This window comes from Nostoc sp. FACHB-133, assembly GCF_014698055.1.
GTDB lineage: Bacteria > Cyanobacteriota > Cyanobacteriia > Cyanobacteriales > Nostocaceae > Nostoc.
Window position 1 is genome coordinate 246,276 of sequence record NZ_JACJSH010000002.1, and the last position, 22,614, is coordinate 268,889.

A 22,614-nucleotide genomic window follows, 5' to 3' on the forward strand; every position below is an offset into this window, starting at 1 on the left:
TAAATAAGTCTGATTTTATGATAAAGAATATAGGTATTGAGCCAAGGATTTGATATCGTTGGCGAATGTAATACATATTTGTATTCTAAAGTATTATGTAAGCTCAAACGTTCAATCTGCCGTTGCAGCTTTTAGGTGTAACACTTTCGCCAACAGTATCAGCATTTCGGCTCAATACCTACCAAAGAATAATTGATTCAAAAAAATTAAGAGAGCGCGATCGCAGATCGATTGGGGTACAGGTAAGATCGGGAGGAAAACGGTGCAAATAAGTTTTCTCACGGTTGTTAACCAGTTTCATCCAAGAGAAGCTTTATAGCGATCGCATACAGAAAATTTTTAAACTAGGAGCGAAAGATACCACATTTTGGCAAAAGAAGCAACACCTTACAGTAAGTACTATTTTTAACAAAACATTTGTAACTACCCTTGCAGTTTATTTACCCACCGCCTGCTATTCTTATAGTTACTTCGGTCTGTCATAGCAGATAGATTATCCTCAATAATGTTTTAATTTATTAGCGCTCATATACCATCCTGGTACTATGGGTGCTTTTACTTTATGCTTGATAGCAGCAACCAACCTAGTAGTCTGCCAACCCAAAAATGCTGCGTGATGGCTGGGGAAAGGGTAAGGGGTAAGAGGGATTTGAAACCTTTCCCCCTTCCCCTTTACCCCGCCAATTTCACTTGGCGAACTACTAGTCCCCTTCCCGCGTCGGGAAGGGGGAAATTTAATGGAGAGGTTTCCAAATACCCTAAGCTGACAGTGAAGCTTTAACTTGACCAAAACGGCGATCGCGACTTTGGTAGCTCAACAAAGCCTGATGAAATGCTTCTCGATTAAAATCTGGCCAAAGAATATCGGTGAAATACATCTCTGTATACGCCATTTGCCACAAAAGAAAATTACTCAATCGCATCTCACCGCTAGTACGAATCAGCAAATCGGGTTCTGGAGTATCTGCTGTATAGAGGTGTTGTTCTACAAGACTTTCATTCACTTGTTCCGCACTGAGTTGGCCCTGTTCTACGAGTTGAGCTACTTGACGGCAAACTCTGGTAATTTCGTTGCGGCTACCGTAGTTGACCGCAACAGTAAAGTGAATTGCTTGATTATTCAACGTCTCTGTCATTGAACGTTCCATTTCCGTCTGTAGAGACTTGGGTAAAGCCGATAAATCTCCAATAAATGATATTCGTACACCTTCTTGATGCATCTGAGCCAACTCGCGATGTAATAATCGCTCAAACAACAGCATCAGAAAATCTACTTCTTCAATAGGACGCTGCCAATTTTCTGTTGAGAAAGCGTAGGCTGTCAACGCTTTGATTCCCCAATCCTTGCAGCAACGTAATAGTTCTTTGAGCGTACTTGCTCCTTGGCGATGTCCAGCAATGCGCGGTAATCCTCGACTGGTTGCCCATCTTCCGTTACCATCCATAATAACGGCGATATGCTGGGGTATTTTTTGGGGATTTAAATCGCTGGGTAATTTTGATTTGTTATTTGTCATTTGTCATTTGTCCTTTGTTTTTACTAATGAGTGGTTTCAAATAAATTTTGTAAGTACTCTGGTGTGAGGGTGTTGTTCCAACTCCACAGACGACGCATTGTATAAGTGAAGGTGAAGAGGAGAGTTGCTTTGTTAGTCAATGACCAAGCATTCCAGTTGAGGGTAGCCATCATGCGGCGAAGGGTACGCATGAGGTTGTTGCGCTGATAATTTTGCGATCGCGTTTTGATGAGTGTGCGTCCAATTCGCATCAAGCCAGTATCAGGAAAAGTCCAAACTCCAAACCCCCAGAATTTGGTCATGTGGTTGATTTCATCCTGTGCTAGCTCCTCTAAAACATCCTGGAGTGCGCCAGTGGTGTGAGCCATCAACCAAATATAAAGACAGGTTGCACCGTATTCTGTGGCAATGCGGTGTAAGCCGTGGCGATATAAGTCTTCGTGAGCGTCATCTGTGGGGAGATAGCTTCTAACAGTCCGAAGTCTTGGGGTAATTTTCTCGCCTGTTAATTGGGTGTAGATTTTGATTAATGCAGGTGTGTGCTGACGTTCTTCCTTTTCCCACAAACCAAGTTCCAGCAATTCGCCATCTTTACCGACAGTTCCACCAACAAACCGAGCCATCTGAGGATGCAATTTTTCTAAATACTGGCGACTAGTTTGGCTATAGCCGCGAATTGGTGCTTCTGTATCCATTGCACCTATCAATATAGATAAAAATATCTCTGCATCTAAGCCGATAATTTGATTGCGGTTAATCGTCTGCCAATCAATGGGTTTCCAGGGACGGGGTTGGGGATTGGCAAACTGTATCGATAAATCTTGCAGACGTTCATGTAGTTTTTCGACTGCAATATATCTATCTATGAGTGAACGAATGCGGCGCTGTGTTTGCAAATAATGAGGGCTAGGATAGCTTTGACCTGCTAAGTCTTCTGTGATTGGGCTGAAGGTGTTAAGCATATTTTTATACTTAATTTTTTATCTCTATGCCCAATAGCCTAAGCGATCGCACTTCCTTTTGTCAGTCGGCTGAAGTCGGCAGTTTGATGTGATAGGGTTGCAAAAGTCGGTGAAAAAGTCTTTAGTCTAGTTGTAATCACCTACAATCAAGGTATTTTCAAACCAGGATTAACTGACTCTTAATCAGCAACGCCAGATATACTGTCCCAGTAATGGTTCTAAGTTTTTTACGTCAGACTGTCTGATTGAAGTCACACTAGGAGTTTAGCCAGAGCGATCGCTCTGGCTAGGCTGAAACAGGATGTAGCGTTACCAGGGCCCCCAGATAGCAAAGGTTATTCCTGGACTCTGCATATTGACAAACATCGTCTGACCATCGGGGGAGAAGCAGACCCCGGCGAACTCTGATGTGTTGAGGGCATTTTTAGCAAACTTATAAAGACTTCCACTGGGAGTGATGCCCAGAATGTAATCCGTTCCATCTCCATCTTCACAGAGGAAGATGTCCCGGTTGGGGAAAACCACAAGATTGTCTGGATTGTCTAGCACACCAGAATTGTTGGGTTCAATATAGAGTTCAACGGTATTATTGGCGGGCGAATAACGCCAAATCTGCCCATTTCCAGAACTACTACCACTTTTGCAAGTGAAGTAGACATAACCACCGCCATAAAAGATGCCTTCCCCACCTGAAAACCTAGCGGCACCGCTGTTATACCCTGCTGTTCTGACAGTATCAGATGTGGGATCAGGATTGCTAATCAGTACCCAGTTCACCGCCCTAGGCGTATTTTTTGGGAAATCCGTAGCTGTGTTGATTCCAGACGACCCCGTAATCCTTAAAGCGTATAGCGAGCCACCAGCACTCAGGTTGTTGCTTTGGTTGGGAATGAAGCGGTAGAAAAGCCCATCACTCCGGTCTTCTGTCATGTAGATATACCCTGTATTGGGGTCTACAGCAGCAGCCTCGTGATTAAAACGCCCCATAGCGGTTAGTGGGACGGGAGTGACAAAAGTATTTGCACTACTGGGAACTTCAAACACATAACCATGCTTCTTGCCGTTATTGGTTTCAAAAGTTTCCTCGCAGGTTAACCATGACCCTGAAGGCGTAGGGCCACCAGCACAGTTGCGAATAGTTCCCGCTAGGACACCGCGATGTTCTACCAGGTTGCGGGAAGAATTAACAACCAATTTAGTACAACCGCCCCTTCCATTTGAGTTGTACTTGCTGCCACTGGGAGCGCCCACACCATTACCAGAAGTACCGAGTTCATGATTGCGAATTAGAATCGTATTGCCATTAGACCCGGCAAAAGCACCCATACCATCATGACCACCCGGTACTAGGTAACTATCATTCATCGTTTGACCTGTTTCGGACAGTCTGCGGTAAGTGAATCCAGCTGGCAAATCTAATACTCCGTTGGGGTCGGTCACTAAATTGCCGTAGGGACCCGCAGCGATCGCAGGTTTAGCATAGAATGCTTGCAAAGGAGATAGAAGGACAGCACCTGTAGCAGATGCCCCTGCCAGGGTAAAAAACTGCCGTCTTGATATATTCAATGTATACTCCCTGATATTTTGAACGAGGCTTAATTTGTTACAAATAGCCAGCCTTAATTATCTAGGAGGAGCAGGTTTTCCAAATTAATAAGAGGTTAAAAAAAGATTATTCAAGGCATTTAAGTTAGACAAATTTCTAAACTTATCTCCTTAATATTTTTTCTTCGTCAAGTGATTATTTGTATGTAATAAGTGAAGTTCCGGTTCTATCGTTACAATTATGTAAAATTAATAATACAAAAATGATAGAGTTACAAATTGACTCTCCATCAGAAACAATAATAGACGCTCAGAAATACTGGAACGCCACTAGTATTTTTCTAGAAATAGGAGCAAGTTATAAGTTTGAAGTACAAGGAGAACAGTTTTGGTATGATGCCAAGATTAGAAGTGATGCAGATGGGTATACAAAACCGTGGCTACGTTGGGCTGAGATGTTCCGCAGAAAACCAAACGAAAACTGGTTTTCCCTAATTGGGAATATTGGCCAGTCTGGTGAACAAGAGTTCTTAATTGGAAAGAAATTGGAGAAATATAAAGCTACTTCAAGTGGGGAGTTGTTTTGTTATGCCAATGATGTCCCAATAATGTATTTTAACAATCATGGAACTTTAATTTTGACTATTACAAGATTGAGCTAATTGACAAACGTATTAAAAAACTAGTGATGCTAAATTAATTTTTTGGGTCGATTAAGTGGCTTTTGCAAGAGACTCCATTAGTTGCACTCACAAGAAGCAATGAAAATTGCGGCTGAATTTTGAATAAAGTTTGCAAAAGTCGGGAAAAAAGTCGGATTTACAGAATCTTATCCGAAAACTCTAGCAATATAACTGTAGAGTAATTTATAGTTGTCCCTAAAATCTGAACTCCCCTCGTCGTTACACAATGGACGCTGAAGCAGCATTAGCATGGTTAGATGCCACAATTCCTCCGCAGACTGGGGAACGGTTGAGCGATTTGCAAAAAGTGATTCTTGTGCAAGTTTGGTTGGGTAGAAAATACTTGGATATCGCTCATTCTTACGGTTGTACGGAAGGACACGCCAAGGATGCTGGTTCTCAGTTATGGAAGCTGCTTTCTAAGGTATTGCGAGAAAAGATAACCAAAAGTAATTGTCGCGCTACTTTGGAACGGGTTCTGAGAAAAACGACTGCAATATCATCTAGTCTGATTGATTACTCGCGATCGCCCCAACCCACCCCAAAATTAGAGGATACCAATTTTATTGGACGAGCAGAAGCGATCGCTCAACTGAATAATTTGGTAAATCAAGGATCAAAAGTCATTGTTATCCAAGGAGAGGGAGGCTTAGGCAAAACTACTCTAGCGCAGCAATATCTCCATCAGGGGTTTGACTTGGTTTTGGAACTACTGATGGCGAAGGAAACGCAAAATATCACCCCCGCCGAACGAGTAGTAGAGGAATGGCTCAAACAAGATTTTGATCAAGAACCTGGGGTAGAATTTGGGGTTACATTGGGACGACTCAAGCGCGAACTCCACAATCGGCGGATTGGGGTGTTAATTGACAATCTCGAACCTGCATTAGATCAACAAGGTAAGTTGATTGCTTCTCACCGCAACTATGTAGAACTATTGCGGGTGTTGGCTGATGCTAGGGTGCAATCTGTTACTTTGATTACAAGCCGCGATCGCCTTTGTGAACCCGGGTTGAATGTGAATCACTATCGGCTTCCTGGTTTAGATCAAAGCGCATGGCTACAGTTTTTTAGCAACCGGGGATTAGCCATCGACTCGCCAACCTTGCAAATCATGCATCGCACTTATGGCGGTAATGCTAAAGCAATGGGAATTCTCTGCGGTTCGATTCAGGAGGATTTTGGCGGTGACATGGTTCTTTATTGGCAAGAAAATCATGCCGATCCTTTAGCAGCAACGGACTTAAAAAATTTAGCGGTTAGTCAAATCAATCGTTTGCAAGCCCTCGACCCTCAAGCATATCGCTTACTTTGCCGTTTGGGATGTTATCGTTACCAAGATATACCTACTATCCCATCACAAGGGTTATTTTGTTTACTTTGGGATGTTCCACCCGATCAACATCGCCAAATCATCGCCTCGTTGAGAAATCGGTCTTTGGTGGAGTGCGATAAAGGTGAATACTGGCTGCATCCGGTGATTCGTGCTGAAGCGATCGCACGTTTACGCCCCAGCGATGAATGGGAAATTGCCAATCACAAAGCCGCAGAATTCTGGACAGCTAGTATTAAACAAATTGAAACCTTTAAAGATGCTTTACAAGCTCTGGAAGCATATTATCATTATATAGAAATTAATGAGTTTGAGTTAGCAGGTAAGGTAATTTTAAAAAGCAGAAATAATCAATGGCAACAATTTTTGCCTCTTGGTAGTACGTTGTATCGGATGGGTTTAATTCAACCGATACTGGCGGCAATTAATCAAGTTGTTAACAATCTGGAAAATAACCAAAACCTCAGCGAACTCTATAATATACTGGGCGATCTATATTGGATAACAGGTAAAATTAGTCAAGCGATCGCTTGTCAAGAAAAGACTATTACTCTGGCAACCCAAGCACTAAAATCACTTATACCTCAGCCAGAAAATAAACATCCAGTTTACTATCTGAGGATGCTAGAGGTAGATTCTTTATTAAGTATTGGTCTTTACAAAATAGATTTGTGGGAACTAGAGGCAGCCGCAAATTTATTTCAACAAGTAATTTGTTTAGCTCAAAATACTGAGCATCATCGCTGGGCAGAGAAAGCATCAGTTTGTTTAGCTTTAGTGTATTCTTATTTAGGTTTGCGTGATGCCTCATTTGCATTAGCAGATGTAGCTTATCAGAATATTACGAACGAAAAGCTGGGAGAACAGACTGGGAGATTTGTATATTTCATGCAAATTTTGGGTCAAACATACGTCAATTTAGGAGAGTTTTATCAAGCAAATAAAATATTACACCAAGCTTTAATTTTTGCTGAAGAAAGCCACTATATGCAAGTGAAAGCAAAGACACTCAATGGTTTAGCAGAAATAAATCGACAACAAGCAGATTTTGAATTAGCCCTGGCTCATCATAGAGAAGCAATCGAACTGTTGGATAAAATAGGTGCTAAGTGCGATCTAGCTGAAGCTTATTATCAATTAGGTTTAACTTATCAAAAGATGGCAAAATCTGATGAAAGTAAACTTAATTTTAATCAAGGAATTCAGCTATTTACTGAAATAAAAGCTCCGAAGCAAGTTGAAAAAATTTCAATTCCACAATCTGGTTTATTTATCTGCGTTAGCAGGCAGTATAACAGTGATAATATATAAAATATTGAGTTGCTTATAGTTTCTGAATGAGGCAATAGGCAATAGGAAAGAAGGCTTTTGAGTTGTATTTTTCAAAAATAAAATATGAGTCCTATAGTAAATTAATAATCAGGCGCATGAAAATTTCCTAGCTGCAAGCCCAAACAAAAACAAATTCATGCTTGTGTGATTTGCACTGAAGAATGTGTCCAGTACCCATATCTCCAAACGAATAAGGGATATTATCCTTAGAAGCCAGTTGAAAAACCTGACGCATAGGTTCCTGACAAATGGGGCAACCAGGACATTCCATTCCCTGTACCCATTCTGGATAACCCCCTAGTTTATCTCCTTCTACAGGTGTAATGCGATCGCAAAAATCATCCAGATCCTCAAAACCTAGTCGCTCAATCACTTCATCTTCTAGCATTTCATTTCCCAATTTATCCCAACCATAAACCAAGGCTACAAGGTCTTCCAACTGGGGATAATCTTCCACTTCTTGCCAATCAATAATAGTTTTAGCAGAAAAATGAACTCCATAGTTTTTCCCATAAATCATTGGTAAATGTGGAATAGCGGCTTCTGAGGTCGGTGAAATCATCCGAATCAGCACATTGGGGATGGGATAGGCGGCTCTACCATAGGAGACTGGAGCGCGTTGGATAATTCCTTCACAGCCACTAGGTATACAATGAAACATTTGTATTAATCCAGTACCATATTCCGTTTGTACTGGCTCTGGTAATTCGCTCAAGTTCAATTGAAAAAAGAGTTGCATAGATGAGCCACCACAACTTGGGCAAGTTGGCCAAGATTCATTTTCAGCCAACCAAGGACGACCCGCGAATTTAGAAGATAGTAGCGAATCATCCCCTTCTCTGACTATAGGTTTCCAAGCTGGACACGTGAATTGAGATATATCCAAATCTTTGTGTTCAGAGGGATTTTGTTTATTCTTTACTGTTTGCACATAACCTTTCTTCAGTTTCTCATTAATTTTTTTAGATGCTGCTAACCGTGCTTTTTCTACAGTAGGGTAGGTACTAGTAGAAGACTGCCCTTGTGTCCCAATTCGACCATAATTAATGACTACTTCTGTGAACTTAACGACGACTTCGTAAAACTTGTGAGATTTACTGTCAGTAAATTCTAAATATACTCTCTGCGTTAATAGTGTTTCTGTTATAGGAGGAGTTGTAGAAATTTCATCTATAGAGGAAGAACAAATAGGTTCATATTGACGAAGAATTCCTAAGTAAAAATTCTCCGCCTCAGTCTGGTCACTCAACTTATAAGTTTCCAAATTTTCTCCCACCGTATCGGGATAGAATTTTATGAGATTGACTATACAACCCTCTAAACAAATTAAATATTTTATTCCTGTATGAAATGTTAATAAACGCTGTTTGAATAAAAGCATTTTTCTGTGGCACTCAATTTACTATTACAAATTAGCAAACATATAGAATTTTAAGACTTATAACAATTTAATGTGAAGCTGCACTAAATGAGTAACTCTCTATTCTTGGCGCTCTTCTCTTCGAGACGCTTCGCGTTCACGTAGTGTCTCGTAGAGAAGGCGTACTTGGCGGTTCGTTTTTCCATTATTTTGAGTCACAGCAAAACACTTTTCAAGCAACTTAAAAATTAGAAACGCAATTAATCGCGTCTGTACAAGAGTTAGGAGTTAGTATTTGATGGCTTCTGATTCATAACTCATAACTCAATATGCGTCCATACACCGCTATCTTAATCGTACCAACTGGCATTGGGGCTGCCATTGGGGGTTATGCAGGAGATGCTTTACCTGTTGCCAAAGTCATCGCACAGGTTTGTGATCGCCTAATTACTCACCCCAATGTCCTGAATGGTGCAAGTTTATACTGGAATCTTCCAAATACTTTCTATGTTGAAGGTTACGGGCTTGACAAATTCGCCTTTGGATGCTGGGGTTTACGTCCAGTCCGCAACAACAAAGTAGGTTTGCTTTTAGACCAAGGCATTGAGCCAGAGTTGCGGCTACGGCATATACAAGCAGCTGATGCAGTCAGAGCTACTCTGGGATTGACCCTAACAGATTATGTAATTACTGATGCACCATTAAATGTAGAATTACGGACTACAGCATCGGGAGCTAGTTGGGGAACAATTGGCAATCCGGATAGCTTGTTACGAGCAGCCGAGATATTAATTCAAAAAGCGGGGGCAGAAGCGATCGCAGTTGTTGCCCGTTTCCCCGATGATATGGACTCAGAAGCAGTACAAAAATATCGCCACGGTGAAGGCGTTGATCCCCTAGCGGGTGCAGAAGCCGTAATTAGCCATTTGCTAGTGCGAACCTTTCAAATTCCTTGCGCCCATTCTCCCGCCCTTTTGAGCGAACCTCCACAACCTGATTTATCTCCCCGTTCCGCCGCCGAAGAATTAGGCTATACCTTTTTGCCCTGCGTCCTTGTCGGATTAAGTCGTGCCCCACAATTTATAATAGATAAAGGAGCGATTGCATCAGATAAAGGAGATATTTGGGCAGATGAAGTCGATGCTGCGATCACACCTGCAAATGCTTGTGGTAGCAGTGCCTTACTGAGTTTAAGTCAAAGACGATGCCAAATAATTACGGTAGAAGAAAATAAAACTCTAATCAAAGTTCCTCCCCAACCGTTGGGGATCAAAGTTATACAGGTAAACTCATATTTAGAAGCAGTAGGCGTATTAGTAGCACACAAAGCAGGCATTAACCCCTCCGCTCTCCGTCCCAAGCTATCACCTTTGCAGCCAGTAATTAAAAGTTAGGAGTTAGGAGAGACGCGATTAATCGCGTCTGTACAAGAGTTAGAGTTCTATCTTCCCCCTACCCGCTTCCCCCTGCCCCTTCCCCTAAAAACCTGTGATTGAACAACAAAAACAAGAGCCAGAAATTCCATATCTGACACGCATCCAAGTACTTGGGGCGATGGGAGCGACTGCAATCATTTTGTTGATAGTCGCCAAACTGTCGTTGCACTTTGGTAACTTTTCCCTCTTTTCCTGGAAGTGGGACGAGAAAGATTTGCTGTTGGGTGTAGGATTGGGATTTATCATTACCGCGTTAAGTGGCATAGCTTATCGCGTTTGGACTCCCTATCGAAAAAGTGCAGATTATTATCTAGAAGTGGTACTGAAGCCCTTAGCGTTACCAGACTTAATTTGGCTCGGTTTACTACCGGGGTTGAGTGAAGAATTGTTATTTCGAGGTGTAATGCTGTCAGCTTTAGGATTAGATCATCTGGCTGTCATTGTATCTAGTTTTTGCTTTGGCATCTTGCATTTTAGTGGTTCTCAACAATGGCCTTATGTGATTTGGGCAACAATTGTCGGGATGATATTGGCATATAGTGCCTTGCTTACGGGCAATCTATTAGTGCCGATTGTCGCTCACATGATTACCAATTGGATTTCTAGCTATTTCTGGAAAATGTTGCAATTGCGGCAATTAAAAAATAAATTTTGAGCTTGTAGAAATTAGTGCGTAGGCATAGCCCCAATACTTTTTGGTTAACAGGGAAAGGCAAAGGGAAAGGGTACAAATGCAGGACTCACACATTAGATAGAGTTTCTACTTTCTGCCCCCTGCCCCCTGCCCCTTTCCCCCTGCCCCCTTCAATCTGCGTTCACAAACTCCAAATATCCATTGCTGAGTTCTTTCACCGCCAAATCATAAAATTGCTTTCCGTGTTCTGGTGTTGCTAAACCAGGATTTGATCCCATACGTCCATCTGGATAACGCACTCGAAAGTCAGCTGCGCTATAAATCCTGTGTCCGCTTGCAACTTCTGGTGAAAGGGGTGCTTGCTTAATTGCCTGTGGATAAACGTATTGAGTGAGGGCTACTTCACTTGGTGTTGCATGAGAACCTTCTTGATCCCCATATAACTCTTTAGCTAGTTTATATACAGAACCGCACATAAACCAGTTTGCCACTTGACACTGCACTTGTTGAGCATTGGCAATCTGCAAATTTTCTAAATGAGCATAAGTTTCGGAGAACGCCGCTTTGAGGGTGGCAATATTACCACCGTGTCCGTTGATAAAGTAGAACTTGCTAAAACCAGCTTTGGCTAAACAAGTTACATAATCTCGAACTACTTGAATTAATGTGCTAGGACGCAGACTGATTGTGCCAGGAAAAGCAGTATGATGCAGTGCCATCCCCACATTGATTGTAGGGCCAACGATCGCGCCAGTTGCATCACCCACACCAGCTGCGATCGCTTCTGCACAAATGGCATCAGTACCAATTAACCCCGTTGGCCCATGTTGTTCTGTAGAACCAATAGGGAAAATAATCCCCTTCGACTGCTGTAAATAAGCTTCGACTTCTTGCCAAGTACTCAAATGCAGTAACATTTTTAATGATTTTCCTCAATAAAATTGTGGTAAGACGAAATCTTCCTCTGCTGAATAGCATCTCAATACTTTTCGGTTAAGGGGAAAAGGGGAAAGGGAAAGGGTTTGAATTTCCCTTTCCCCATTGCCCTTTAACCTTTCCCCAGACCAAAAGAGAGATTATTGGGTTTATCCGAAAAGTATTGAACTCCCACTAACTTGATTATGAACTCCTAAGATTCCCAGTAGTGGCGATCGCTATGATAAATTTCAAGAACAAGATCCCCGACTTCGCAAAAATTGTCGGGGATCAATGAATTTCATATTTTTAGATATCTGCCATCAACTTTCTGCCAAATATGGAGAAAATGAGGCTATCTATTTTTATAAATATTGTTTAGGGGATGGAGTCGCAACGAGTTTTGACAGATATGGATATAAGCAATTTACCAAATATGCTACTTTATCCTACGATCCTCGTTGCGAACCCCACCTATAAGAAAAACCTAAATTTATGAGATGTTGTGAGATGTTGGTTTTGTAGATCATCAAGAAAAGAACGGGGATCAATTTTAAGTCTTGATTAATCAAAGTAATAATGTTTTTTCACGTCGCTTGTAATTTCCCAGGTACAGGACATTCCAGCCGGAAAAATCACCAAATCGCCTTTACCCATTTGCACTGGTTGTCTACCATCAGGAGTAACAACCACATCGCCTTCCAAAAAGTAGCAAGTTTCTTGAGAATCATAAGTCCAAGGGAATTTTGAGACTTCCTTTCTCCAAATATTCCATTTATAGACACCTAACTCATTGAGGCGTTCAAGTCTTAGGCTGATGCTCAATTTGAATTTCCATGTTGCGTTTTTCTAGTTATGTTCAGCAGTAGGATTGAATATCCTCTCCACACTGATCTACTAAATAACACAAAGCGCGAAAACGCAAGAAGACAAGTTCGTTATAAAGGGGATTGAGTTTGCACATTGGCGGAATGTGTCCTATTGTGCGACCAAAAAGCTTGATATCACGCTCGAATGGACACTGAGCAGGAATCAGTTTAGCAATAAATTTCGCTAATTTCCGGTTCTGAATCTCAATTTCATCCAGCCATTGACGTAATGGTTGCAATAAATCTAATTTAGGTTTAGCTAATTCTTTTTTGCTATCTGCTTGATTATTTTGTCCTAAAGGTTGAATAAATGCAGGCAAAAAAATACGCTGATTATTGATTTTAAGCATAGTAGTAGGCAAGGTTTTCCTTGTGTAGATGAACTATTTGCCGAATTGGGATATTACCATCTAATCTGTCGAGCCAATTTGCATTATGCTTGGAAATTATGCAGAAAAATAAGCACAATGCAAAGAATTTGCATACATCTTTGGAGGGAAATTGTCTAACTAATTGTTATTTAAGCCCACCAAATCGGGAAGAACTGTCCCGTTAAATACAAAATAACAAAGAAATTATAAAAATGGCATTTCTTTAACTTATGGATTGCTAATGTTCGAGATAGCAATTTTATATATTAAATATAAATGCCTGGTTCTGAAACGGCCTAGTATCTAGAGATGGAATTTGGCGTAGAAAAAAACAGTTTAGCTCTCACTCCATATAGGCTTCGGTAGGACTAGTCTTTAATATCTAGCGATTTTAGGCTATTAAATATCTAGTCATTTGTCTGGTTTATTACACCAGACAACCTAGATATTATCTAATAAGTAGCAATAAATCCTTTGATAAGTTCAAGCTAATATAATTAGAAGTTATAGCATTTACAAGAATATTTGCAATAAATGTATCGAGTGTAACCGCTTACACTAGTACGACCCTAACAACATATAAGGCTAATATTTGATTGATTTTTGAAAAAACTCCGTGCAATTCAAAAAGCCTTCTTTCCAGTTGCCTCTTGCCTAAACTTATTTCTTAAAATATCTCAAGCCGTAACGTTCTTGATATTTGTTGATATACTCGATATTCTGTTGCTCTAATTTTGACAGTAATTTAGATGGAAACGCTTTTGGTGAATATATAGGTTTATACCAAGGTTGGTTGTCAAAATAATCTTGTAATCCAGGAGTATCAAAACGGCGGCCGTGACTGGCAAAAATCGAATTTCGCATAATATCTAGTTCAAAACCGTCTTTACCGTCCAAATCTGCATCAGTTACAAGCCTTTGGGAAAGCCATAAATAAGTGTTGACAGTCGTGGTACCAACTGGCGGTATTGATGTCGTTGGGGCGGGTGTAATTTGAGTAGGAACAGATGAGGTTTGAGTAGGAATAGATGGGGTTTGAGTAGGAACAGATGGGGTTTGAGTAGGAATAGATGGGGTTTGAGTAGGAACAGATGGGGTTTGAGTAGGAACAGATGAAGTTTGAGTAAGAACAGATGGGGTAGTTGGTATAGATTTAGGAGTTTCTGTCACTGGGGCGGTGACATTTGACGGAGTTTCTGAAGGTAATACCGTTTTGTCTGCTGTAGATTGAGTAGGTTTTGTTAATACCTGGCTAATAATCACAGATGCACCGATTAGCCCACCTGCAATCAAACTGCCCATAAGGATATTATTCTGACTATTACCTTGAGGATTCGGTTGTGGTTTGACAGGTAATGTCTGAGGTGGTGGTGCAGAAACTATAGTCGGTTGAGTCAAGATGGGTTGCGTTGGTGGAATTGGATTTGCGATGTTCTGCAAAGTATCCAGCATTGCTCTAGCTGTGGGGTAGCGATCGCGCGGATGATATGCGATCGCTTTATCAATCACTCCTGCTAAGATTGGACTAACATGACTCGCATACTGTCGCCACACAATTTCACCTGTCTGGGAATCCGTCTCTAGTTGTTGCGCCTGTTTACCAGTGAGTAAATAAATTATCGTCATTCCTAAACTGTATAAATCACTCGAATAAACTGGCCTACCTGCGGCTTGTTCGCTGGGCATATAGCCAGGTGTACCAATCACAATCGAACTGGTAGGATTGCCTTGAGAATTTACTACAGTTCCCATTGACTCCCGGATAGCGCCAAAATCAATCAGCACTGGTTTACCATCACGATGACGCACAATGATGTTATCGGGTTTAATATCGCGGTGAACGATGTGCTTAGAGTGAACATAATCCAGCACGGGTAATAAATTCATGAATAATTCCTGGACAGCGCCTTCACTAAATAGCCCCTGCTTTTGAACTTTTCCAGTTAGAGTATCGCCTTCAACCCACTCCTGAACTAAGTAAAATTGTCCGCCAGAGGAAAAATAGGCATACAATGCTGGAATTTGGTCATTTGCACCACCGAGTTCTTCGAGAATAGCTGCTTCCCGTTGAAACCTCTCTTGCACTAACTGGTAAATTTGGGGATTATTGTGAATTGGTCTTAGCTGTTTAACCACACAACGGCGCTTTGAGGGCATATAGGTATCTTCTGCTAGATAGGTTTCACCAAACCCACCAGCGCCCAGTGTGCGGATAACTTGATAGCGATCGTTCAATAGCTGTATTGTCATGGGAGATTATAAGCGATATTCATAAGATAGTTTTCCCAAAACAACCTTCATTTCAAATCTAGTAAACCTTCTTCTTTCAATTTAGGATTGAAGCGAATTTGCATTTGTAAACCACGCACTTCTAATAATTGCGTTGAAATTTCTGCTTCTACTCTCCGCGCCACATTTTTAATAATTTTCATTTGTGCTAATTCATCATTAGCTGGATTTTGATATTTTGCCTGTTCTTCAGATGTCATTATCAATTTGACATCAATGGGATGAGTCCATTTTTCCTTGTTATCCCCATTTCCCCAAGGTACACCGCCATTTTCAGCAATCCAAGCATTTTCAGTATTTTCTAAAATTGTGCGACTAGGGCGTTCAATAGTTTGAACTTTGACCCAATAGCATTGCTGTGGCTGACGGACTAAATGTTGCTTGAGGCTAAGATAAACATCACGAGAGTATCCTACAAATTGCAGTACTTTTTCTTGGTCAAAAATAGCATATACACCGATTTTACCTTGAAATTGTTCAGGTAATTGACCGCTATCATCAATGTAAGGAATGTATTCCAGGGCTGCCAAAGAAGAAAGATTCGTTTCAAGAGCCATACATCAAATATTAAACTTACTATTTGCCTTCAGAATGGAAAATTGCTAATTAGGGAAAAACTCTCTTTAAAATTACCCATTACCCAATTTTTGGTAAATTGCACAAAGGCGACTGGGTTTAAAAATTTTAGCACTAAACATGAAATTTGGTGGTACATTGATGATGGCATATTCATCAGATTCATGATACTTTTCAAACTCTACTGGCATTCCTTTAGTTGTAGTTAAGCTATAAGGAACTGGTTGGAAAATTAATTCTGTAAATTTAATTTGCTCACACTGCAATTGTTGACGAATTTGATTTAAGAAAGCATCGCTTGTCAATAAGTTGAACAAAGTTTCTTGGGCTTGTGCTTCAAGAGTGAAACTGCCATCAAAGTTCTGGACTATTTTAAGAGACATTTTCTGTATAGGTAGTTCTTAACGACTCAGTGAAAAATCACTACTTTAAGATCAGCCTATTGGATTGTGGGACTTCTGTCAGCCACTAGAGGAAGCTGGCATGATTAAGAATCATGAAGTTGAGCAGATTTTCAGGGATAGGTGATTTTCCCTTAGCACTGTGCTGATAAAATTCAGACATCATATTCAAAAATATTAATTAGGACTTACGCAAAAAAGCAGCGAAAGCCTTGATTTACCATAGGGGTAATTTATGTAGACATGGAGCGGCTACTACTCTACGAGTTCTCCAACGGATTACCCGCAGAGTATTGCCCCTACAGCGTATAGCTTTGCGTAAGCCCTAACTACAGCTATTTTCCTGTCCTAGGGGCAATTCATTAATTGCCCCTACAGAGTCGTCTATCTACCTGAAAATTCCTGTAAATGCAAGGAAAATCATTTTTTTAGTCCGAAGTAAAATAAAATACATAATAATGCAAAAATACAAAAGCGCTGCCTAGATTGGGCTGCACCTACGAACTTACCGCACCAAGTTCTCATAAAAAAATGAGTGAATAATCGTGATATAAACCACAACTATCCACTCAAAGTTTAGTAAATCGGGGTTGGTAGAAAAAACCCAAGAAGATGATTCCAACTTGGGAAATTTAATACTAATTAACGTGACTCAGTTCCTTGATTAGGGCTACCTGCTATACCATCCTCTCCTGGTGCTTCTGGTGTAGCAGTGGGTTTAGCATCACTCTTTTCAGCATCGCCAGTTTTGCGGATACTTTCGTCGATGGGGGTTTGGTAGCCGCCAGAAGAACTAGGCGTAGTTTCTTGATTATCAGATTTTTGTTTTTGTTGTTCAGCCATGATTACATTCCTAATTATTTATTCTTAGGATTATCTTAAGAAGATTAAGAGTTTGAGTACATCTATCCAGAATATAGTTATGGGTGATTATCACCTCTATCGAAAGTATTGTTTGGTACTATTCATTGATGCTGACAAAAACCCAAAAATGTAGAGTTTGATAGCCTTAGAACGCTTGCTGTCGTTAAAGGACAACTTAAAACAGATTTGATATCCAAGGTGCTTTTAAAATTGCTTTATTGACAGTTGACAGGGAATGGTAATTAATCTACATGACTCATATTTGATTGCGTGAAAAACTCCATACAACTCAAAAAGCCTTCTTGCCTATTGCCTTCCTACACAAGTAAATATGCTTACGCCACGCTGCGCGAACAAAAAGCAAAAATATCGTGTGATGATTATGATCCAAACGATTAAAGTGTAATTCATGAACCAGAGTAATCCACCGTTACCATCTGGATGTGTGCTTCGCAAGGCAACCTTGGCAGATAAATGGTCGATTCGATTGCTGGTATTCTCAGCGAAACTCGACCCAACCCAATTAAACTGGCAGCAATTTTGGGTAATTGAATGCGGTGATAATCTCGTAGCTTGCGGACAGCTACGTAATTTTTCAGGGGCACAAGAACTTGGTAGTTTGGTCGTTGCATCAGCTTGGAGAGGTCGCGGTTTAGGTACTTTGCTAACGCAGCATTTGATTAATACAGCAACGCAACCACTTTATCTTGAATGTTTAGGTGAACGATTGGCACAGTTTTACAGTCGGTTTAATTTTGCACCAATATCTTTTGAAGACTTGCCACAACTTCCCAGAACAACAGGCTTGTCTACGCTCAACGATAAATTTAGATTGTCGCAATTAGCTAAAAAGCTGCTCAAAGTTCCTGTGGTGTTTATGGAATATCGAGGTCATACTAATTCGTAATTCGTAATTCGTAATTCGTAATTAAGATATAGAGAACAATGACTGATACAAGCTGTTTACAATCTTTTACTCTTTCCAATTCTCTATTTTCAAATTGGGGGTTTAGCAAAAATTGTTAGTAATACTGGCCCTAATAAATAGTGGTGACTCAAACACAATAGCCCAGCAGAAGAGCCAAGAAGTTGACGTTGATTAGGGCTGTAGAGTCTAATTCCACGGGGAGTAAGTGGCAATAATTGAGGCTCTGCCTCTTTTTTAGAAGTAATGTTAATGTCAACTAAGTAGAAGCGTCCACCGGGAGAAAGTACCCGTGCTATCTCACTAACTACCTGTTTCGGTTCCAAATAGTGCAAGAAGCTGATAGTGCTGAAGACAGCATCAAATTGACCATCAGCAAAGGGAAGAGACTCAGCTTTGCCCTCGATATAAATTAAACGTGGACGGTGGTGGTTGCTCTGTCTTGCTAACCGCAACATATTAGCAGAGAAATCCAATCCAGTACCCCGCAGGTCAGGAAACTGAGTAGCAAGGCGCTCAAGTAAGCGGCCAGTACCACAACCGATATCAAGTACATTTGCTGGCTTTGGTAAATCGACGTACTCCAGCAAGCGTTTGTGAATGGCTCGATAAAACACTGAAGGAAAGAGCCAGTCATAACTTGGTGCCCATCGGTCAAAAAGTAGCTTTTTGTTACTCAAGAAGTTATCAGTCATAAGTTTTCGCAAGTTCCTTAAAGCTTGATGCTTTTTTAGAGTAAGTTTAGCTGCGCCTCCCAGAATTTGGTTATAGTTTTGCAGTTCGGCAATATCTAGCCTAGCGTTTGGCACAATATAGCGGTTCTTGACCCAGTGAGTTACAGCTTTAGCCGATTCATTTGTTGCAAAAGTTTTTGGAAATTGTAGAAATCATCAGGAATTTTGACCCTTGAATGTGTAGTTTACAGTGTACCTAGAGATTCATTCTATCTCTGTAGAGAACGAACGAACTAGGAATCAGTGCATAAAACTATAGAACCTAAGTGTATGTATTTATAGAGGTTCAAATAGAACAAACTCAATCTAGTTTGAAATTATTAAGGTGAAAAATTATGACAAGCTTTATTCAAGTCCGGTCACACAATGATTTACTACACCCAGTACGCGAGTGGTTGGAAAAGATAGAAATTCATAACTCTAAATTGGCTCATTTCTTGTGCAAAGCTATTCCTTCTCAGTGTCCCTTTGAGCAAGATATCACACTGTTTGGTCGGAAGCTATTTCATATCCCTCCGATGTGTAAATTAAATCCCCTATACGAGGAAGTGGTTGGTTTGCGTTTTAAAGCGCTCTGTTATCTTGCCGATAAATGTGGTGAAGATGTCACAAGCTATTGCTAATAGTCAGTTTGATCGTTCTTTGATTAAGCAGCCATCGGTATTTTCAAATATACTGTTGTTACTTACTCAGGTTTATACTAAGCTAACGTACACCTAATTTAGATGTTTGGCTATGTAAGTAGCTGGCACCTCGCTCAAGTGTTTCCAGACCGTATTGTTGCTTACCGTACCCTGCTGAAATCATTAACATCATCATGACGCACATCTTACTGGTTGAAGATGAAGTCAAACTGGCGCGATTTGTCGAATTAGAATTAAATTATGAAGGCTATCAAGTCAGTATTGCCTACGATGGATTAACTGCACTCACCGCAGCGCGTGAGTTACATCTAGATTTAGTAATTGTAGACTGGGTGTTGCCTGGCTTATCGGGGTTAGAAATTTGCCACCACCTGCGAAATATTAGTGATAAATTGCCAATAATATTATTAACCGTCAAAGATGAAGTAAGCGATCGCATTGTAGGCTTAGACGCTGGTGCTGATGATTACCTCGTTAAGCCCTTCAGTGTTGATGAATTATTGGCCAGAGTTGGCACTCACCTGCGAAGAAATTGGCAAGTAGACAGCGCAGATGTTTTAGAATTTGAAGACTTGAGTTTAAATCGTCGCACGCGCCAAGTGTACCGAGATCAAAGGTTAATTGAGTTAACTGCTAAGGAATTTGATTTACTGGAATATTTACTGGCCCATCCACGACAGCTAATTACCTGCGATCGCATTTTACAAGAAGTCTGGGCTTACGACTTCATAGGCGATGCCAACATCATCGAACTTCATATACGCTACCTGCGTCTGAAACTTGAAGCCAATAACGAAAAGTGTCTCATTCAAACTGTGAGTGGTGTCGGCTACACATTGCATGATTGAATTTGAGATGGGAAAGAGGACTTGGGGACAAGGAGAATTGGGGACAAGGGGAAAGACTTGTTGTAAGTTCTAAACTTTTGTCCCCTTGTCCCCTTGTCCCCCTTCTCCCTCATCCCCTATCCAGTGTGAAATAACGATAAAACCTCAAAGTTTTCTGTTCTAGGAAGATTTGGGGTTTTTGGCAATCTGAGCAATAACTCATCCAACTCAGGGTTAATTATATTAGGATGCACAAAGCTGTCATCATCTAAAAATCTAAAACTGCATGACTTATCTAGAAACAGCAGCGCAATTTTACCGCGAAGTTGCCGAAACCCCGCAAGTTGGACTTTGTTGTGTACAAAGTACACCCCTGCAACTACCAGGGTTGAAAATTCCTTTGGCTATGCAGGAAATGAACTATGGTTGTGGCACTACCGTTCACTCCACCGAACTAGGAAATCAGCCTACTGTGCTTTATGTCGGCGTTGGTGGCGGTTTAGAAGCGTTGCAATTCGCTTATTTTTCCCGCTATGCAGGTGCTGTAATTGCCGTTGAACCTGTTGGGGCCATGCGGGAAGCAGCCGCACGCAATCTGGAAATTGCTACTCAAGAAAACCCGTGGTTTGACACGAGTTTTGTAGAAATCCGCGAAGGTGATGCTTTTAACTTACCCGTTGCTGATGCTAGCGTCGATATTGTGGCGCAGAATTGCCTTTTCAACATCTTTGAACCAGAAGATTTAAACCGTGCTTTAAAAGAAGCCTATCGGGTATTAAAACCAGGTGGACGTTTGCAGATGAGCGATCCAATTGCCACTAGCCAGATTCCAGCACATCTTCAACAAGATGAACGACTCAGAGCCATGTGTTTATCAGGCGCATTCACATATCAAGAGTATACTGAACTGATTACAAATGCTGGCTTTGGTCAAGTTGAAATTCGCGCTCGTCGTCCTTATCGTCTACTAGATTCTCAGACTTATAATTTAGACGAACACCTACTTTTAGAAAGCCTGGATTCTGTCTCCTTTAAAGTTGATATTCCAGAAGATGGTGCTTGTATTTTCACGGGAAAAACAGCAATTTATGCTGGCTCGGAACCCTTTTTCGATGACTCAGCAGGACACTTACTTCAGCGAGGTATTCCCGCAGCAGTGTGTGATAAAACTGCCGCTAAACTTGCAGCTATCAAGCCAGCAGAAATAATTGTTACTAACTCCACCTGGCACTATAGCGGTGGTGGTTGCTGTTAATTTCTTAAAAAAGAATTCAAGTGTCAGTAGGTAGAATTATTTGTAATTCTGTGCAACTGGAGAATGAATGCCCAATTTGAATATTTCACTAATTGCATTCTTGATTCTGAATTCTAGATTCTGACTTCTTTCTTACAAACCCCAAAATGTTGTTAATTAGTTTATTTATCGCTACGCTTTTTTTAGCATATTCGAATGGTGCCAATGACAACTTTAAAGGGGTAGCAACGTTGTTTGGTAGCCGAACTAGCAGCTATCAAACAGCAATTCTGTGGGCAACTTTCACAACTTTAGGTGGTGCGGCAACTGCAACTTTTTTGGCGAGTACACTAATTAAAAACTTCTCTGGTAAAGGATTAGTGCCTGATGCGATCACTAATTCACCAGAATTTCATCTCGCAGTTGCGATCGCAACTGGTCTAACTGTACTGATAGCCACCCTTATGGGGTTTCCCATTTCCACAACTCACAGTTTAATAGGTGCGCTGGTTGGCGCTGGATTAGTTGCGATCGGACTCAAAGTTAATTTTGCCGTTTTGGGAACTTCCTTTGTTTTGCCTTTATTTCTCAGTCCGATCATTGCCATTCCCTTCGGAGCAGCAATTTACAGCTTATCTGGCTATATCAATTCCAAATGGAATCTACCAGTCAATCAAAAAATGATTGATACTTGCCATTTTCTCAGCGCCGGAGTTGTGAGTTTTGCTAGAGGATTAAATGATACTCCCAAGATTTCCTCACTCATTCTAGTTATTGAGTATTTTTCAGTTCAGGGAGGAATGATCACAATTGCGATCGCAATGGCACTTGGCGGTTTACTCAACTCCCAAAAAGTTGCTGTCACCATGAGTGAAAAGATTACCTCATTGAATCATTTTCAAGGCTTATCAGCAAATATAGTAACTGGAATTCTAGTGATTTCAGCTAGTCTGTTTGGACTTCCTGTTTCCACCACTCATGTTTCAGTTGGTTCTATTTTTGGAGTCGGTTTGACTGGCAAAAAAGCCAATATGCATGTTTTTTATCAGATACTATTATCGTGGATTTTAACTTTACCTACTGCTGCAATTATTAGTGGAATAATTTATCGATTATTACAAGGTTAGAGAAATTGAATAGATTATTGCCATATTTGCCATATT

The 22,614-nt window shown here is 40.8% G+C and carries 20 protein-coding genes and 1 pseudogene; 9 read left to right on the forward strand and 12 right to left on the reverse strand.

Going from position 1 to position 22,614, the window contains the following annotated elements:
* Positions 1–758: 758 nt before the first annotated feature.
* The 3 genes from uppS to H6G86_RS03070 form a co-directional block, all read right to left on the reverse strand.
* Positions 759–1,517, reverse strand: coding sequence for an undecaprenyl pyrophosphate synthase (gene uppS, locus H6G86_RS03060; RefSeq protein WP_190933048.1), 759 nt, complete (start codon positions 1,515–1,517; stop codon positions 759–761).
* A gap of 23 nt (positions 1,518–1,540) precedes the next feature.
* On the reverse strand, positions 1,541–2,479 hold the full coding sequence (locus H6G86_RS03065) for a ferritin-like domain-containing protein (protein ID WP_190933049.1): 939 nt from the start codon (positions 2,477–2,479) through the stop codon (positions 1,541–1,543).
* 309 nt (positions 2,480–2,788) lie between these two features.
* Positions 2,789–4,045, reverse strand: coding sequence for an alkaline phosphatase PhoX (locus H6G86_RS03070; RefSeq protein WP_190933050.1), 1,257 nt, complete (start codon positions 4,043–4,045; stop codon positions 2,789–2,791).
* Between the two features lie 242 nt (positions 4,046–4,287).
* On the opposite strand from H6G86_RS03070, the gene H6G86_RS03075 reads away from it, so the two are divergent.
* Complete coding sequence (locus H6G86_RS03075; protein WP_190933051.1) at positions 4,288–4,686, forward strand: hypothetical protein; 399 nt, start codon at positions 4,288–4,290, stop codon at positions 4,684–4,686.
* Positions 4,687–4,933: 247 nt separating this feature from the next.
* On the forward strand, positions 4,934–7,351 hold the full coding sequence (locus H6G86_RS03080) for a helix-turn-helix domain-containing protein (protein WP_190933052.1): 2,418 nt from the start codon (positions 4,934–4,936) through the stop codon (positions 7,349–7,351).
* Between the two features lie 127 nt (positions 7,352–7,478).
* Here the strand turns inward: H6G86_RS03080 and H6G86_RS03085 are convergent, their stop codons facing one another.
* Positions 7,479–8,753, reverse strand: a complete 1,275-nt coding sequence (locus H6G86_RS03085) for a WGR domain-containing protein (RefSeq protein ID WP_190933053.1) — start codon at positions 8,751–8,753, stop codon at positions 7,479–7,481.
* A gap of 308 nt (positions 8,754–9,061) precedes the next feature.
* Between H6G86_RS03085 and H6G86_RS03090 the strand changes: the two genes are divergently transcribed.
* Positions 9,062–10,126 (forward strand): DUF3326 domain-containing protein, encoded by a 1,065-nt coding sequence (locus tag H6G86_RS03090; protein WP_190933054.1) that lies wholly within the window; start codon positions 9,062–9,064, stop codon positions 10,124–10,126.
* A 94-nt stretch (positions 10,127–10,220) separates the two neighbouring features.
* Positions 10,221–10,823 (forward strand): CPBP family intramembrane glutamic endopeptidase, encoded by a 603-nt coding sequence (locus tag H6G86_RS03095; protein WP_190933055.1) that lies wholly within the window; start codon positions 10,221–10,223, stop codon positions 10,821–10,823.
* Between the two features lie 149 nt (positions 10,824–10,972).
* On the opposite strand, the gene H6G86_RS03100 is transcribed toward H6G86_RS03095, so the two are convergent.
* From H6G86_RS03100 to H6G86_RS03130, 7 genes and pseudogenes are all read right to left on the reverse strand, one after another.
* Positions 10,973–11,719 carry a creatininase family protein gene (locus H6G86_RS03100; protein ID WP_190933056.1) on the reverse strand — a complete coding sequence of 249 codons (747 nt, stop codon included), beginning with the start codon at positions 11,717–11,719 and terminating at the stop codon, positions 10,973–10,975.
* Between the two features lie 562 nt (positions 11,720–12,281).
* A pseudogene (locus H6G86_RS03105) lies at positions 12,282–12,555 on the reverse strand (cupin domain-containing protein).
* Between the two features lie 21 nt (positions 12,556–12,576).
* Positions 12,577–12,936 (reverse strand): Mo-dependent nitrogenase C-terminal domain-containing protein, encoded by a 360-nt coding sequence (locus tag H6G86_RS03110; RefSeq protein ID WP_190933057.1) that lies wholly within the window; start codon positions 12,934–12,936, stop codon positions 12,577–12,579.
* A 681-nt stretch (positions 12,937–13,617) separates the two neighbouring features.
* Positions 13,618–15,207, reverse strand: coding sequence for a protein kinase domain-containing protein (locus H6G86_RS03115; protein ID WP_190933058.1), 1,590 nt, complete (start codon positions 15,205–15,207; stop codon positions 13,618–13,620).
* 47 nt (positions 15,208–15,254) lie between these two features.
* Positions 15,255–15,803, reverse strand: a complete 549-nt coding sequence (locus H6G86_RS03120) for a GIY-YIG nuclease family protein (protein ID WP_190933059.1) — start codon at positions 15,801–15,803, stop codon at positions 15,255–15,257.
* Between the two features lie 72 nt (positions 15,804–15,875).
* Positions 15,876–16,205, reverse strand: a complete 330-nt coding sequence (locus H6G86_RS03125) for a hypothetical protein (RefSeq protein WP_190933060.1) — start codon at positions 16,203–16,205, stop codon at positions 15,876–15,878.
* 660 nt (positions 16,206–16,865) lie between these two features.
* Complete coding sequence (locus tag H6G86_RS03130; RefSeq protein ID WP_190933061.1) at positions 16,866–17,066, reverse strand: hypothetical protein; 201 nt, start codon at positions 17,064–17,066, stop codon at positions 16,866–16,868.
* A gap of 430 nt (positions 17,067–17,496) precedes the next feature.
* Between H6G86_RS03130 and H6G86_RS03135 the strand changes: the two genes are divergently transcribed.
* Complete coding sequence (locus H6G86_RS03135) at positions 17,497–17,994, forward strand: GNAT family N-acetyltransferase (protein WP_190933062.1); 498 nt, start codon at positions 17,497–17,499, stop codon at positions 17,992–17,994.
* Positions 17,995–18,083: 89 nt separating this feature from the next.
* Here H6G86_RS03135 and H6G86_RS03140 read toward each other — a convergent pair whose 3' ends face one another.
* Positions 18,084–18,707, reverse strand: coding sequence for a class I SAM-dependent methyltransferase (locus tag H6G86_RS03140; RefSeq protein ID WP_190933124.1), 624 nt, complete (start codon positions 18,705–18,707; stop codon positions 18,084–18,086).
* 374 nt (positions 18,708–19,081) lie between these two features.
* Here H6G86_RS03140 and H6G86_RS03145 point away from each other — a divergent pair, with 374 nt between their 5' ends.
* The 4 genes from H6G86_RS03145 to H6G86_RS03160 all read left to right on the forward strand — a co-directional run bounded on the left by H6G86_RS03145 (position 19,082) and on the right by H6G86_RS03160 (position 22,578).
* A complete protein-coding gene (locus H6G86_RS03145) occupies positions 19,082–19,369 on the forward strand; it encodes a Mo-dependent nitrogenase C-terminal domain-containing protein (RefSeq protein WP_190933063.1) in 288 nt (95 codons plus the stop codon).
* A gap of 194 nt (positions 19,370–19,563) precedes the next feature.
* Positions 19,564–20,238, forward strand: a complete 675-nt coding sequence (locus H6G86_RS03150) for a response regulator transcription factor (RefSeq protein WP_190933064.1) — start codon at positions 19,564–19,566, stop codon at positions 20,236–20,238.
* Between the two features lie 265 nt (positions 20,239–20,503).
* On the forward strand, positions 20,504–21,472 hold the full coding sequence (arsM, locus tag H6G86_RS03155) for an arsenosugar biosynthesis arsenite methyltransferase ArsM (protein WP_190933065.1): 969 nt from the start codon (positions 20,504–20,506) through the stop codon (positions 21,470–21,472).
* 146 nt (positions 21,473–21,618) lie between these two features.
* The gene (locus H6G86_RS03160; RefSeq protein ID WP_190933066.1) at positions 21,619–22,578 is read left to right on the forward strand and encodes an inorganic phosphate transporter; all 960 of its coding nucleotides are present in this window, start codon (positions 21,619–21,621) and stop codon (positions 22,576–22,578) included.
* Positions 22,579–22,614 lie beyond the last annotated feature (36 nt).

Excerpts from the sequence above, each read along its gene's own strand:
- H6G86_RS03135 (WP_190933062.1), top strand. The coding sequence starts at position 17,497 with ATGAACCAGAGTAATCCACCGTTACCATCTGGATGTGTGCTTCGCAAG.
- H6G86_RS03120 (WP_190933059.1), bottom strand. The coding sequence starts at position 15,803 with ATGGCTCTTGAAACGAATCTTTCTTCTTTGGCAGCCCTGGAATACATT.
- uppS (WP_190933048.1), bottom strand. The coding sequence starts at position 1,517 with ATGACAAATAACAAATCAAAATTACCCAGCGATTTAAATCCCCAAAAA.
- H6G86_RS03100 (WP_190933056.1), bottom strand. The coding sequence starts at position 11,719 with ATGTTACTGCATTTGAGTACTTGGCAAGAAGTCGAAGCTTATTTACAG.
- H6G86_RS03150 (WP_190933064.1), top strand. The coding sequence starts at position 19,564 with ATGACGCACATCTTACTGGTTGAAGATGAAGTCAAACTGGCGCGATTT.
- H6G86_RS03090 (WP_190933054.1), top strand. The coding sequence starts at position 9,062 with ATGCGTCCATACACCGCTATCTTAATCGTACCAACTGGCATTGGGGCT.
- H6G86_RS03145 (WP_190933063.1), top strand. The coding sequence starts at position 19,082 with ATGACAAGCTTTATTCAAGTCCGGTCACACAATGATTTACTACACCCA.
- arsM (WP_190933065.1), top strand. The coding sequence starts at position 20,504 with ATGACTTATCTAGAAACAGCAGCGCAATTTTACCGCGAAGTTGCCGAA.
- H6G86_RS03080 (WP_190933052.1), top strand. The coding sequence starts at position 4,934 with ATGGACGCTGAAGCAGCATTAGCATGGTTAGATGCCACAATTCCTCCG.
- H6G86_RS03140 (WP_190933124.1), bottom strand. The coding sequence starts at position 18,707 with ATGACTGATAACTTCTTGAGTAACAAAAAGCTACTTTTTGACCGATGG.
- H6G86_RS03075 (WP_190933051.1), top strand. The coding sequence starts at position 4,288 with ATGATAGAGTTACAAATTGACTCTCCATCAGAAACAATAATAGACGCT.
- H6G86_RS03110 (WP_190933057.1), bottom strand. The coding sequence starts at position 12,936 with ATGCTTAAAATCAATAATCAGCGTATTTTTTTGCCTGCATTTATTCAA.
- H6G86_RS03130 (WP_190933061.1), bottom strand. The coding sequence starts at position 17,066 with ATGGCTGAACAACAAAAACAAAAATCTGATAATCAAGAAACTACGCCT.
- H6G86_RS03125 (WP_190933060.1), bottom strand. The coding sequence starts at position 16,205 with ATGTCTCTTAAAATAGTCCAGAACTTTGATGGCAGTTTCACTCTTGAA.
- H6G86_RS03085 (WP_190933053.1), bottom strand. The coding sequence starts at position 8,753 with ATGCTTTTATTCAAACAGCGTTTATTAACATTTCATACAGGAATAAAA.
- H6G86_RS03065 (WP_190933049.1), bottom strand. The coding sequence starts at position 2,479 with ATGCTTAACACCTTCAGCCCAATCACAGAAGACTTAGCAGGTCAAAGC.
- H6G86_RS03115 (WP_190933058.1), bottom strand. The coding sequence starts at position 15,207 with ATGACAATACAGCTATTGAACGATCGCTATCAAGTTATCCGCACACTG.
- H6G86_RS03160 (WP_190933066.1), top strand. The coding sequence starts at position 21,619 with ATGTTGTTAATTAGTTTATTTATCGCTACGCTTTTTTTAGCATATTCG.